Source organism: Paenibacillus arenilitoris, assembly GCF_014705655.1.
GTDB lineage: Bacteria > Bacillota > Bacilli > Paenibacillales > Paenibacillaceae > Pristimantibacillus > Pristimantibacillus arenilitoris.
The window spans coordinates 23,555-37,783 of the sequence record NZ_JACXIY010000007.1 but is presented as its reverse complement, the minus strand read 5'-3'; the positions used below and the strand labels follow the sequence as shown (position 1 = coordinate 37,783).

The following is a 14,229-nucleotide window of genomic DNA, read 5'->3' as shown; positions in this document are numbered from 1 at the left end:
TAATTCCCCCTATAAATTCATTAATTTATGATAACCAGGTTGCCCTGAGGTCATCCTTTCACGGCGCCGATCGTCAAGCCTTGCACGAAATACCGCTGGATGAACGGATAAGCGAGCAGAATCGGGCCCGTGGCGACGATCGTCATCGCCATCTTGAGGCTCTCGGTCGGGATGTTCATCGTGACGACGGCTCCCGAGCTGATCATCGCTCTGCGCATGCCGTCCATGTTGCCCAGCATTTTGTACAAATAGTACTGCAGCGGCATCAAGTTCTCGTTGCTGACGAACAGCAGCGCGTTGTACCAGTCGTTCCAATAGCCGAGGGCGATGAACAAGCCGATCGTCGCGAGCGCCGGCTTGGACAGCGGGATAATGAGCTGCATGAAAATTCGGAAGTCGCCTGCCCCGTCGATTTTGGCCGATTCGGTAATCGCCTCGGGGATGCTGCTCATGAACGATTTCATGACGATAATATAGAACACGTTCAGCAGCATCGGCAGAATCAGCACGAGCATGCGGTCCTTCAGATCCAGGTAGTTGATGATCATCAAGTACCAAGGCACGAGTCCGCCGCTGAACAGCGTCGTGAAGAAGAAGAAGAACGAGAACGAATTGCGCCATTTGAAATCTTTGCGCGCCAGCACGTAGGACGTCATGGCCGTCAGGAACAAGCCGGTCGCCGTCCCGATAACCGTGACCGCGATCGTCACGCCGTAAGCCTTCAAAATTTGGCCCGGGTATTTGAACAACAGCTCGTAAGCGTCAAGCGAAAAGGCGGCCGGTATAAGCTGGAAGCCGTTTTCGACGATTGTGGACTCCTCCGTCAGCGAGGAGGAGACGATCATCAGAAACGGGATGATGCACAGTATCGCCAGCAGCGTAATAAAGACGTAGCCGATCGCCGAGAGCAGCACGCGGTCGTATTGCTTCTTTCCCGCTCCCCGCTGCGCGATGATGGGTTTATCGTTCGTTGTCGTCGTAGCGCTCATGTTATCCCTCCGTTTTAGAACAAAGCGTGATCCTTGTCGTATTTACGCACCGCATAGTTTGCCAGCAAGATCGTCGCAAAACCGAGAACGGATTGATAAAAGCCCGCCGCGGCCGATAAGCCGATTTCGTTCGACGTCGTGAGCGACCGGAACACGAAGGTATCAATGACGTCCGTGGCCGAGAAGAGCAGGCCGTTGTTGCCGACCATGTTGTAGAACATCCCGAAGTCGCCTCGGAAAATGTTGCCGATCGCAAGCAGCGCCAGGATGATCAGCGTCGGATACAGGTTCGGAATCGTAATGCGGAAGATCCGCTGGAACACGTTCGCGCCGTCGATTTCCGCGGCTTCGTACATTTCGGTGTCGATGCCGGTAATCGCGGCCAAATACATGACCGAGCCGTAGCCGAGCGTCTTCCATGCCGATACGAGCACGAGGATGAACGGCCAGTAGGACGGCGTGTTGTAAATGTCGACCGGCTCGAGCCCGATAGCCGTCAACATAACGTTAAGCGTGCCGACGTCGTAGTTGAACAGGTTGTAGGCGATCGCGCCGACGACGACCCATGAAATGAAGTAGGGCAGGAACATGAATGTCTGCGATATTTTGCGGAACCACTTGCCTACCGCCTCGAACAGCAATATCGCCGCGGCGATTTGAAGCACGTTGTTGACGATAATGAACGCGATATTATAAAGCGCGGTATTCCGCGTCACCATCCAGGCGTTGCCCGATTCGAAGAAAAACCGGAAATTGTCGAGTCCGTTCCAAGGGCTTCCGAATATGCCGCCTCCGTAGTTGTACTGCTTGAACGCAAGCACGATACCGGCCATCGGCACGTAAGCGAACACTAGAAAAAACAATACCGCCGGCGCAAGCATGAGAAGCAGCGTCCTATACTTCCTCACATCGCCCCAAAATCCGCGTCGGTTCATCTGAACACTCCTCCCGTAACTCTCTCTCGTATGTAAATCCATTATATAAAGAGGCCGGGAATCACATAAGGAAGGCAATCAACTAAAAGTAATACTTATTCTACGATTTGTGTGCGTTAGGTTTATTCCCGCGCGCGCATAACAAATAAGCCCGCATCCCGGCAGAGAAGCGGACTTATTATACAGACAAGCGGCTATATGTTGTGCTTCTTCCGGTATTCGCCCGGCGTCATGCCCGTCGATTGCTTGAACTGCCGGTTGAAGTAAATGATGTTTTTGTAGCCTACCCGCTCGGCGATCTCGTAGATTTTGAGCGTAGGGTCGGCAAGCAGCTCGCAGACGCGGTTCATCCGCCGCTCGTTCAGAAAATCGCTGAACAGCGTGCCCGTCTCTTCCTTGAACAGATGACCGAGATAGTTCGGGGTGAAAGCGAAGCGGGCCGCCACCTCCTTCAGCGTAACCCGATGCTCGAGCTTCTCGTCGACGTAATTCACGATCTCGCCGACCAGCTTCCGGCTCTGCTTCCGCTTCTTCGCGTACAGCAGCTCCGACAATTCGAAGAACCTTCTCCGGAGCCAGGAGAGCACGTCGCCCATCGTTTCGAAATGATACAGCACCGCCGGCTGATGCGATTCCCACTTCAGCAGCTCGTACAAGTTCTCGCTTTGCTGCAGCAGATCCGCATGGAGCTTCGACGTTACGCGGACGATCAGGTCGTACACGTCCTGCTTCCGCGACATGGCCACGCTTCGGTTGAACAACTCGATCAGGCAATCGTCGATCGTGACCAGGTCGTAGTCGAGTATGGCCTCCAGCATTTTCTCGACGGTTTCTTCGATTCTCGGCGCGAAGGCCGCTTTCGGCGACGATTTCGATCCGTCGTTGATCAAGCGGTTCTTGCCGAGCAGCCACTTCGCGCTGAGCGCGGCCTGCGCCTGCCGGTACGATTCATGCAGCCGGCCGAGCTCCTTCGCGTACATGCCGATGCCGACGGTAATCGTCACCGGGAACGACCGCCGCACCGCGCCGATAAGCTCCTCGAGCAAGGAGGCGAAGCGCTCCTCCTCCACGTTCGCAAGCAGGACGAAGCGCGAATCGTAGCCGGCGATGAAGGTGCCGGCGCCGCGTTCGCTAGCAAACGCCTCGATAAATCGCGAGATTCGGCTCAAGCACGCCCGCCTCTCCTCCTCCTTCGGCAGCTTCCACTCGAGATCGTCCGCTTCGATGATGGCTGCGGCGGTGCCAAACGCAAGCAGCGGCGCCAAAAAGTCGTGTATATGCTGCAGCTTGGCCTGATCCTGAGCCGGTTCGTTAAACCAGCGGAGAAGCAGCTCCCGGTTTACGAGCGACAGCGCTTCCGCCACGCTGCGGTGCTGTTCTCTCTCCTTGCCCACCTTCTCGCACAACGAGCGCAGCATGTCGTACAGCTCGCGGTCGTCCACCGGCTTGAGCAAATAGCCCGCCGCGTTGATCTGCAGCGCTTCCTTGGCATAGCCGAAATCCTCGTGGCCGCTGATGAAGACGATCTGCACCTGCGGCTGAAGCTCCTTCGCCTTCCGGGCAAACTCCATCCCCGTCATGATCGGCATCCGGATATCGGACAAAATAATATCGACCTGCTCCGTCTCCAGCAGCTTCAACGCGCTGAAGCCGCTGCCCGCCGTCCCGACCACGTTCAAGGCGAGATCGCTGCCCGCGACTCTGCGGCGCAGCCATTCCAGGTCGATCGCCTCGTCGTCCACCAACAATATGTTCATCGCTGCATAAGCCTCCCCTGCTGCCTGTTCGTTTATGGCGTCTCTTCTTCGGAGCCCCGGCCTTCCTCTGCGCTTGCCGGCAGCGAGATCGCAACCGCCGTTCCTCCCCCGTAAACGCTCCCGATATGAATGCCGTATTCGTCGCCGTACCTGAGCTTGATCCGCTCGTCCACGTTTTTCAGGCCGTAGCCGCCGGCCTGGCTCGGGCCGACCAACAGCCGCTTGACGGCGTCCGGCCGCATGCCGATCCCGGTGTCGATCACCTTCAGCTCGATGCGGCTGCCGGCCCTTCTGCCCGTAATGCGAATCGCGATATGCTCGCCGAACCACGCATGCTTGAAAATATTTTCGACGAACGGCTGCAAAATGAGCTTGATGATCTTCGTTTGCTCGATATCCGGATCGACGTCGACATGAACGGCGAACTTGTCCGCGTATTTGATCCGCTGAATATCGAGATAGGTCCCGATCTGCTCCAGCTCCTGCTTAAGCGGAATGTAGACGTTTCCTTCGTTCAAGGACAGCCTGTAAAACCTCGCAAGGCCGCTGACCATGCCCGTCACCTTCCGCGTTTCGCCGAGATTGGCCAGGCTGCTGATCGTGGATAGCGTGTTGTACAGAAAATGCGGGTTGATTTGCGCCTGAAGCGCCTCGAGCTCGGCCTGCTTCTTCTGAATGCCCTGCACGTACACGCTTTTGATCAAATCCTGGATATTCGCCGCCATAATGTTGTAAGCTTCGGCGATTTGCACGAACTCGTCGTTGCCGCCGAAGCGTAGCCGCTTCTGAAAGCTGCTTTCCTGGAAGGAGCGCAGGAAGGCGACGATCCGCTTCATCTTGCGTCCCGACAGCCTGGCCACGATCAATCCGATGAACGCCATAACGAGAAAGCTGATCAGGCATACCGTGAATATGACGGATCCGAGCCGGCTGGCGTCCTTCGAGAGATACGAATACGGGACAAGCGTCTCGATGACGAAGCCCGTCTCGGGAATGCTCTCCCTGAGCGTCAAGTATGACTTTGCCGTAACCTCCCCGGCCGTCTCGCCGCGCTGGTACAAAGGAATGCCCGACTTCTCGTCCTTCAGGCGAAGGACAACGCCTTCCTCGACGGGGAACGTATTGAAATCGCCGAGCAGATCGCTTAGCTTCGTCGTGATTCGCACGTACCCGATGACGGTTTTGTAATCGCTGTACGTGACAAGCTTCCGGATATGCGAGATGTTCTCCAAATCGCGGTCGGTATCGACCTGCAGCCAGACGTTGTCGAGGCCCGTGTCTTGCAGCGAGCGGTACCATCCGGTAGTCGCGATTTCGGCGAAGGGCAGCACGTAATAGTCGCTGTCCTCGATCTCCTCCGCCATGCTGTCGCCGAGAATATAGTTGATATCCGAATTGGTCGTATAGACGATCAGGCGGATATGGTTGCCGTACAGCTGCAGCGGCGCCTGCATTTGGGGAACGATCTCGTCGAGCATCGTCAAATAATTTTCGAGCGAATCCCCTTTTTTCTGAATCGCCCGTTGGAACGACTGGCTGCCGAAGAACGAATCGGACATGCGCCGGATTTCGTCGAGCTGGTATTTCAGGTTGTTCCTCGTCTGCTCCATTGCCGTCCGGATGTTCGTCTCGGCCATCTCCGTCCGCGACTGGATGAGCATCGTATACGAAATATACCCGATGATCGCGTCGGTCAGCAACACCAGCAGAAGATAAGGAATCATCATTTTGTAGGTGAACGGCATGAACGGTTTGTTGCGGATCTGCTTATTCATTGGCTCCCCCGAGTCGCGTTTCACGTAATAGGACAAATCATAAACGATCTTGGCGGAGAAATAAATAGCGACTTGCAGGCAACAAAAAAACGGCGGCCCGAACATCGCGGTGATGTTCGGGGCCGCCGTTATCGCATTTGTCGCTTCGCGTTCGCGGTAACTACAGCACTCTGCGAGCGCTTACGTAAGCCCGCTTCCAGAAGCCGGAAGTCAAGCTGCTGATGGCAATGCCGTCTACGGAAGGCGTGTTGTGGATGAATTTGCCGCCGCCCATGTAGATGCCGACATGGTTAATCTTCTTGTTGTTTTTGCCGATCGTGTCGAAGAATACGAGGTCGCCCTTTTTCAGGCTGCTCTTGCTTACCCCTTTGCCTTGGTACTTCTGCGAGGCGGTTCCCCATTTCAGATCGACGCCGACTTTGGCGAAAATAAATTCCGTAAACGACGAGCAGTCGAAGATCAGCTTTTTCGTGTTTCTTGTACCCCAGTCATAGCTGACGCGTCCTTTGTATTTCTTCGCGTAACTGATCACTTTATCTGCTTTCGAGCTTGCCGCTTCGACCGTCGCCGAAGGAGGGGCTTGTACAACGGCATAAGTCGTAAAGCCGGTTGTTGCGCACATCGTTAGAAGAATCGCTTTCGTGATGATCGGTTTAACGTTTTTCATGTAGTCTGTACCTCCACATAAGATGACTTGGTGTGTTGTCCCGATGCATCAAATATAGCAGATCCAAAGTTACCTAAATTATGCCTCTGAGAGAAAAAAACGAGTATTATCAGGCTTGTCTTCGCAAAAATTAAAAAAAAATGAGAAAACCTTAATTTTTAAGAGCTGGAAAAAAAAGAGACTTTCCGGAAGGTCGCGACCTTCGGAAAGTCTCTTGAACCGGCACGAATCCGGCTTATTGGCCCAGCAAAATCTTGGCGTACGGCGATTCGATCGGAATCATGATGACCGGTTCGTTCCGCAGCGTCGTCACGTAGCTCTCAAGCGTCCGGTAGAAGCTGTAGAACTGAGGGTCGGCGCCGTAGGCGCGGTTGTAAATCCTCGCCGCCTCTCCCTCGCCTTCCGCGATGATCTTCTTCGCGTCGGCTTCGGCCTGCGCGATCAGCTCGGTCGCGGTCCGGTCGGCCTTCGACGTAATTTTGCGCGACTCCTCGTCGCCTTCGGACAGATAGCGCGCCGCGATCGACTGCCGGTCGGATATCATCCGGTTGTATACGCTTTGCTTGTTCTGCTCCGGCAGGTCGGTCCGCTTGATTCTTACGTCGATAATTTCGATGCCGTAGTTGTCTCTGGTCAGCGCGGCGGTAACATCCTTCGTGATTTCGTCGTTAATGTTGCCGCGGGCCGTATTCTCGCTGATGATGTCGTCGTAGCTGACCTCCGACAGCTTGCGGCGGACGGAGTTGTACACCGCCTCGTCGATCCGCTGTATGCCGCCGTTCACCGATTGCACCGTCCGGAGAAACTGCGACGCGTTTGTGATCCGCCATACGGTGTAGTTATCGACGTCGATCGGCTTCTGATCCTTCGTCAGAATCGTCGTCGGCGCGCTTTCGTAAGTCATTTGGTATTTCGGGAGCGTCGAGACGTTCTCGATGAACGGAAGCTTGAATTTGAGTCCCGGTTCGCCGACCGCGCGCACCGCTTCGCCGAATTTGAGCACGACCTTGTATTCGCCTTCCTTCACGATGTACGTCGAGCCGGAGCCCAGAATGATGACAAGCACGGCGGCGATGATGCCTATCCAGTAGCTTCTTTTCATTGCGCGTTGCCCCCTTCCGGCGTCGTCGGCGTCGCTGAAGGCGGCTGCGCCGTGTCCGAACTACCCGAACCGCTGCTGCGCAGCAATTCGTTAAGCGGCAAGTAGTTCACCGTATCGCCGTTCGAATTCGTGATGAAGATTTGGGCGTTCGGCAATATTTTCTCGAGCGTCTCCAGGACGAGACGGCTCTGTGTCACATTCGGATTGTTCTTGTATTCGGCATAGATCGCGTTGAACTTCGCCACGTCGCCCTGCGCGTTCAGAATGCGCGATTTCTTCTCGCCCTCCGCGTTCTCGATCAGCGCCTGGGCTTCGCCGCGCGCCTTCGGAATTCGGTCGTTCTCGTATTTCTGCGCGTTGTTGATCTTCGTGTTCTTCTCCTCGCGCGCATTCGTCACCTCGCGGAACGCATCGGCGACCTGGCCGCTCGGCGGTTCGATGTCCTGGAACTTGATGTCGATAATTTGAATGCCGGTATTGTATTTGGTCTGCAGCTCGATCAGCTTCTCCCGGACCTGATCCTGAATGACCGTCTTCCCGTCCGTAATCGCGTAGTCCAGCTTCACCGAGCCGATGACCGAGCGGATGGACGAGCTTGCGGCGTTGCGAAGGAACTGCTCGTCGTCGTCGATATTGAATAAATAATCGCGGATGTTGCTGATCTTCCATTGCACGACGGCATCCGCGGATACGATGTTCTCGTCTCCCGTAATCATCATCGCTTCCGCCTCGACCGGAATCGCTTCATTGCCTTCCTGGCGGTAACCGATATGAATGCGCTGCGTCAGCTCGGCCGGAACGGTAATCACTTGCTGAATGGGGTACGGCCATTTGAAATGGAGCCCCGCGGAGCTTTCCCCCGTATATTTCCCGAAGGTTAGAATAGCCGCCCTCTCCTGCTCCTGCACCGTGTAGAACGATGACGATCCGATCATAATAACAAGAATGGCGGCCGCGATGCCGATGACCAGCTTCTTCACCGTGCCCGGCTTCAATTCGGGCGGCTTCCTCCCCGTGCCGGCTGCCGGACCTGCCGGCCCTTGATCTTGACCCGTGAAACTCATGACATCCTCCCTTTCTGTATCTGGTAGGATGTAATACGCACAGGGGGGTCAATGGTCACGTTTTTTTGCGGGACCTGTTCGTTTATTGGCGCCTGAACAGCAGCAGCTTGGACTCGGAGGCTTCAAGCGCGATAGAATGCTCGCCCGCTCCGGCCGGAATGGCATTCTCCGAACCGCTCCACAGGTCCCGAACGACGAGAGCGGAGGACGTATCGATGCCCAGCCTGTCGAAGGACAGGGTCATCGCCTTCCCGTTATCCCCGTCGAAGTTGAAGGCCGCGATCCATGTGCCGTCCTCGCCGGTTAAGACGAACAAATCCTCACCCTTGGCGCCGCTTCGTCCTTCGGCTGGACGGAACGTCCGGCCGCGCCTTGCCAGCGCGATGACTTCCTTGTTCGTCATCCAAGCCTTCGCGCGCTTCGCCGCTTCCTCCATCCGGTAATCGTCGCCGAGCAGCAGCGACGTGCCCGCGATAACCCCGCTGTTCAGGCGGCTTCTTCCTTCCTGCTCGGTCGTCGCGCGCTGATTGTCGCTTTTGTACAGCACGATGTGATCGGGATCGTTGAACCGGTACAGGTTATCGTTGATCCACCAGCCGTAGGTAAGCGCGTTAAGCATATATTCGGTATCGCCGATCAGTCCGAAGGCGTCGCAGGAAACGCGGCGGCTGTGCGCGTACCCGTGCGGGAACAGCGGCGCGATGGACAGGTTGATCAGGAACGGGCGGCCGATGCGCGCCGGATCGAGCAAATCACGGATGAACGCCATGCCGGCGTTGTAGGCCTGAATGCCGGTCCGCGCGTTCGGATCGTAACGAACGCCTTCCATGGCGCCGTGCGTCAGGAAGTCCATTTTCAGATAATCGTAGCCCGCCTCGACGACCGCGTCCACCTTGCGCTTGATGCGCGCGAGCGCCTCCGGATGCGTCGGGTCGATCGGCAGCGCGCCGTCCAGCCGCGGCAGCGGATTGCCCGAGCGGTCCTTCAGCAGAATGTCCCGGTACCGCACCGTCCCGTCCGTGCCTTCGACCGGCGTGTCCGGATCGCTGCCCCAGAACGCGAACGGGGTGTAATAGGTGCCCGGCTTCTGGCCGTTCGCCTTGACCCTCCTTACCGCCTCCTGCAGCTCTTCCTTCGTCAGATTGTCGGAGAACGCGTCGAAGTTGACGTACAAGCTGCCTTCGTCGTCGGCGAAGCCGCTGTGCTGCAGCTCCTTCGCGAAGAAGTCCGACGTATGCGCGTACACGTCGAAATCGAGCTTCGACATGACGGCCGACCAGCTGTTCCAGCCCATCGGCACGCCGCCTTCCCACTTCAGCGCCGGCGTCAGCGCCGCATTCGCTTGCCCGTACGCCTCGAGGCCGTCGCGGTAGTCGGCGAACGCCCCGACGAAGAGCGTCGGCGAGAGCAGAGTCTTGCCGCGAACGGCGCCGTGCGGCACCGTGTCCCTCGTCTGCAGATCGGCCGCCCCGCCGTATACGCGCAGCCTGCCGACCGTCTCGGCGAACGTGCCTTCGACGACGAGGCCGGTTTTCCATACGTCGTGCGTCACCGAGCCCAGCACGAAGCCGTTCCGGCTGCCCGCGCGGTAGACGGCGGTCGCTTCGTAGCTGTGCACGCTGCACGGGATGGCATGGGAGGCGTAGCGGACCCACTTGTCGTTGTCGAACGGAACGAACAGCGCCCGCACATCCTCACCCGCGCCCGCGCCGAATTCAAGGACGCCGCCGTCGTTCAGGTACGACGCGATCGGCGTCAGCTCGTTCGTCTCCCATTCGGCGTCCTGCGCCGCTTCCAGCTCGACAAGCACGTACGGCTGGCTCTCGTACATGCGGAAGCGCTGCCGGAGCGCGGGCTTGCCCGGCTCCTCATGCTCGAAGGACCAGCTCACGCCGCGGCCGAAGCCGTCCTCGAGCTGCCGGAAGGACGCTTCGCGAACGGCATGCTCGCGGTAATAGGTCGTTCGCAGCTGCTCCGTACCGTATCTGGCTTCGGCATAAAGCTCCTTCATCGCTTCGCCGCCGCTCCAGCGGATCGTGACGAGGCCGCTCTCCAAATTCGCCGTCACCCGCACCAAGCCGTTATCGACGCTATAGTCTCCCGCCGTTTGCTCCTGCTTAATCACGTTCACTGTCATGTTCATCAGCTCCTGTTATCGGTTTGTTGGGATGGCAGGAAAAAAGCCAGCAAAAAGCCGGCTTCTCCCGCTCGCGCCTGCCGCCTTTTATTGCCACAGCTCCGAGCGCGTTTTGTAGTTTTCCGTATAAATCGCTTCGACCTTCTCGTCGCCGGCCGCCTTCATGTCGCTCAGCATTTTATCAAAAATGCCGTTCGCTTCGTCGGCCGATTTCGCCATGACCGCTTTCGTCAGCGCCTGCTTCACGATGTCGTTCACCTTCTGCTCGTTCAGCGCTTCGGGCGTGCCGCCCTGCGGTCCGAGCCCTTCGTAAATCGCCGAGTCGTAGACGGTATCGGACAAGTTCTTAAGCGCCATCTTGTCGACTGCCTGACGCTCATAGCGGCCCGGCAGGTCGTACGGCGTGCCGTCCTTGCCCGCGCCGTTCTTGATGAACCAGGTCCACTTGCGGATGCCCGTTTCCTTCGTGTACGCGTTCCAATCGTCCTTGAAGCCTTGCAGCGTCTCCGGACGTGGCACGTGCTTGCCGTCCTTCAAGTCCCAATGCTGCCCCTCGATGCCCCACATGAGCAGGTATTGGCCTTCTTCGCTTGCCAGGAAGTCGATCAGCTGCATCGTGCGCTCCGGATCCTTGTTCTTCTTCGTAATCGTGATCGCGTCCCAGCCGAGCGAGCTGCGCCCGCCGTAAGTCGTCTTCGCCGGATCGACGCCGTCGGCGACGACTTTGTAAGGGAACAGCTGCGATTCCTCGCCGCGGTCTTTTTTCAAAATCGTATTGGCTGCGCCCGCGTCCCAGTAAGCGCCCGTCGTGGAGAACACGGTGCCGGTCGCGAGCTTCTGCTCCCATACCTGGCGCTTGTTGATCGCCCATTCCTTGTCCATCAGGCCGGCGCGGAACAGATCGTTCATATAAAGGATCATTTCGCGGTATTTCGGATTTTTGACGTCGAACTGCAGCTTGTCTTCGTTCTCGTAGAACGGCATTAAGCCGAACATGCCCTTGAACGTGCCGAACGTGCCGCCGAAGTTCTCGCCGTCCATCGTCAGGGCGATCGTTTCCTTGCCGTCGATCTGCGGGTACTTCGCCTTGAAATCGGCCAGCAGCTGCTTGAACTCGCCCGCCGTGAACGGCTCGCCGCCCTCCGCCTTGGACGGAGCCAGCTCCTTCACGATATCCTTGCGCATGTTGAAGCCGAATACGGGCTCGTTCTCCAGGCCGTACCAGTTCGACAGATAATAGTTTTTGCCGTCCTTGTAGCGCGTTTTATTTAGTACGTCGCCGTACATTTCCGTCACGTTCGGCCCGTATTTCTCGATGAGCTCGTTCAGCGGAACGATCGCGCCCGATTCGATGTATTTCGTCACCAGATCGCTGCTGCGCTCAAACATGATCAGGTCGGGCAAGTCGTCGCTCGCCAGCATCAGGTTCAGCTTCTCCGTCGGGTTGCCGGTCGGCTGCTGAATTTCGATCGTGACGCCGGTCCGCTTCGTAATCTCGGCGGCAACGGCGTTGTCGAATTTATCGCCCGTGTTTTTATCGAAGAACGTCAGCGTGATCGGTTCGGTCGACGGCTCGCCCGAAGCTTCCCCGCCGCCCGCGCCGGCATTCGCGTTGCCGTTGCCGGCATTCGAATTCGCGGAGCCGCATGCCGATAGGACGGATAAGACGACGATGACCGTAAGAAGCGTTAACAACCATTTTTTAGCCCGCATGTTGATAATTCCCCCTTGTGTGATCCTCATTATAATACAAATGCAAACGCCTCTTGCAAGTGTAAACGGCTGACGCATCACCTCCCGAAATAGTTCCGACCTTGGCTTAGCTTTTGACCGCGCCGAGCGTCATGCCCTTCACAAAATACTTCTGCAGGAACGGATACACCATAATGATCGGAAGCGTCGCCACCATCGTCGCCGCCATCCTGATCGTGTCCGGCGACACGGCCATCCGCTTCGACGAATTCGCCAGCTGCTGCGCTTCGCTGACCATGGAGCCGGTCTGGTATTGGTTCAAAATTTTGACCAGCACGGCCTGCAGCGTCTTCAGATCCGCGTTATACGTGAACACGTAGGAGTCGAACCACGAATTCCAGTGCATGATCGCCGTGAACAGCCCGATCGTGGCCAGTACCGGCGTCGTCAGCGGCAGAATGATCCGGAAGAAGATTTGCAGGTAGTTGGCGCCGTCGATCTTCGCCGACTCGTCCAGCTCCTGAGGCAGCCCCTGCATGAACGTGCGGACGATGATCATATAGAACACGTTCATCATCGTCGGCAGGATGAACACCATGAAGGTGTCGATCAGGTGAAGGCTTTTGAGCACCATATAGTAAGGAATCAAGCCGCCGCCGAAATACATCGTGAATACGAAGTACAGCGTGAACGCGCGGCCCCCGACAAGCTCCTTCTTGCTGAGCGAGTACGCCAGCATGCTGATGACCATGACGGCGAGCGGCGTGCCGATCAGCGTGCGCAGCACCGTTACCTTGATCGCGGACCAGATTTCGCCGTCGGACAAAATCTGCCGGTAGCTCGCCAGGCTGAATTCTCTCGGCCACAGGTACAAATTGCCCCGCAGCGTATCCTCCGCGCTGTTCAGCGAAATAATAAAGATGTTCCAGAACGGATAGAACGTTGCGATAAAGACGGCGATGATGAATAAATAGACGACGGACATGAACAGAAAGTCGTTTTTGGATTTGATCATGTTGCGCGCTCCTCCTTCCCGGTTGCTAGAACAACGATTGTTCGTTCATTTTTTTGGCCATCGTATTGACGCTTATGACGAGAATGAAGGCGACGAGCGATTTGAACAGCCCGACGGCCGCCCCGTAGGAGAACATCCCGTTCTGCAAGCCGTACTTGTACGTGTACGTGTCGATGACCTCGGAATATTGGAGCACCGTATTGTTTTGCAGCAGGTACTGCTGATCGAAGCCCGCGTTCAAAATGCCGCCGACCGCCAGGATGGCGAGAATGATGATCGTCGGCTTGATCGACGGAAGCGTAATATGAAGCATTTGCTTCAGCCGGCTCGCGCCGTCCACCTTCGCCACCTCGTACAGTTCCGGATTGATCGCCGAAATGGCGGCCAAATACATAATGGCGTTAAAGCCCATATCCTTCCACGTATTCGAGAAGGCGATGATCCACCAGAACAGAGGCCCCTTCTGCATGAACTGGATCGGCTCATCGATGAAGCCGAGCCCCGTCAGAATATTGTTGATCACGCCGCCCGACGACAGCACCGTAATGATGATGTTGGCCGCGATAACCCAAGAGATGAAATGCGGCATATAGGATACAGTCTGGAACGTCCGCTTGAACCAGCCGCCCCGCAGCTCATTGATCATGAGAGCGAGAATGATCGGCATCGGGAAGCCGAACAAGAGCGACAAGAAGCTTTGCGCGATCGTGTTGCGCATGATCATGTAGAAGTCTCCGTTGTTGAAAAAATACGAGAACCATTCGAAGCCGACGAACTTCGCCGTGAAAAACTGCGAGAAGAACGGGCCGCCGCCCGGCGAGTAATTAACGAACGCCATGTACAGGCCGAACATCGGCACGTAGGAGAATAGAAGCGTCACGATGAGCGCCGGAAGCATGAGCAGGTACAGCAGGCGCTGCTCCTTCACTCTGCCCCATAGATTCGATTTTGCCTTAACCGGCCTGCCCTTCGGCAGCTCGGGTGTCCCCGCCTCCGCTTTCCATGCTGTTTCCATATTGCAGCCTCCTGCCAGTCTGTCGTTGCTTTGTGCCTTCATTATAGGCTCCGCTTCCGCCTTGGTTCTATATAAGCATTC

11 protein-coding genes are annotated in these 14,229 nt (G+C 56.8%); all 11 read right to left on the bottom strand.

From position 1 onward, the window contains the following. Positions 1-50: 50 nt before the first annotated feature. Positions 51-989, bottom strand: coding sequence for a carbohydrate ABC transporter permease (locus tag IDH41_RS05460; protein ID WP_190859020.1), 939 nt, complete (start codon positions 987-989; stop codon positions 51-53). 14 nt (positions 990-1,003) lie between these two features. Then, the gene (locus tag IDH41_RS05455) at positions 1,004-1,924 is read right to left on the bottom strand and encodes an ABC transporter permease (protein WP_190859019.1); all 921 of its coding nucleotides are present in this window, start codon (positions 1,922-1,924) and stop codon (positions 1,004-1,006) included. 194 nt (positions 1,925-2,118) lie between these two features. Then, on the bottom strand, positions 2,119-3,681 hold the full coding sequence (locus IDH41_RS05450; RefSeq protein WP_190859017.1) for a response regulator: 1,563 nt from the start codon (positions 3,679-3,681) through the stop codon (positions 2,119-2,121). Between the two features lie 32 nt (positions 3,682-3,713). Further along, positions 3,714-5,456: a sensor histidine kinase gene (locus IDH41_RS05445; RefSeq protein WP_190859016.1), complete on the bottom strand. Its 1,743-nt coding sequence runs from the start codon at positions 5,454-5,456 to the stop codon at positions 3,714-3,716. A gap of 160 nt (positions 5,457-5,616) precedes the next feature. Then, on the bottom strand, positions 5,617-6,123 hold the full coding sequence (locus IDH41_RS05440; RefSeq protein WP_190859015.1) for a C40 family peptidase: 507 nt from the start codon (positions 6,121-6,123) through the stop codon (positions 5,617-5,619). A gap of 235 nt (positions 6,124-6,358) precedes the next feature. Further along, positions 6,359-7,225 carry a protease modulator HflC gene (hflC, locus tag IDH41_RS05435; RefSeq protein WP_190859014.1) on the bottom strand — a complete coding sequence of 289 codons (867 nt, stop codon included), beginning with the start codon at positions 7,223-7,225 and terminating at the stop codon, positions 6,359-6,361. Next, entirely contained in the window at positions 7,222-8,289 is a 1,068-nt protein-coding gene (hflK, locus tag IDH41_RS05430) for an FtsH protease activity modulator HflK (protein WP_190859013.1), read from the bottom strand. The genes hflC and hflK overlap by 4 nt, the downstream gene beginning before the upstream one ends. An 82-nt stretch (positions 8,290-8,371) precedes the next feature. Further along, complete coding sequence (locus IDH41_RS05425; protein ID WP_190859012.1) at positions 8,372-10,426, bottom strand: alpha-galactosidase; 2,055 nt, start codon at positions 10,424-10,426, stop codon at positions 8,372-8,374. 87 nt (positions 10,427-10,513) lie between these two features. Continuing rightward, complete coding sequence (locus IDH41_RS05420) at positions 10,514-12,139, bottom strand: ABC transporter substrate-binding protein (RefSeq protein ID WP_190859011.1); 1,626 nt, start codon at positions 12,137-12,139, stop codon at positions 10,514-10,516. A 106-nt stretch (positions 12,140-12,245) separates the two neighbouring features. Next, complete coding sequence (locus IDH41_RS05415; RefSeq protein WP_190859009.1) at positions 12,246-13,133, bottom strand: carbohydrate ABC transporter permease; 888 nt, start codon at positions 13,131-13,133, stop codon at positions 12,246-12,248. A gap of 25 nt (positions 13,134-13,158) precedes the next feature. Further along, the gene (locus IDH41_RS05410; protein WP_190859008.1) at positions 13,159-14,148 is read right to left on the bottom strand and encodes an ABC transporter permease; all 990 of its coding nucleotides are present in this window, start codon (positions 14,146-14,148) and stop codon (positions 13,159-13,161) included. Between the last annotated feature and the right edge of the window lie 81 nt (positions 14,149-14,229).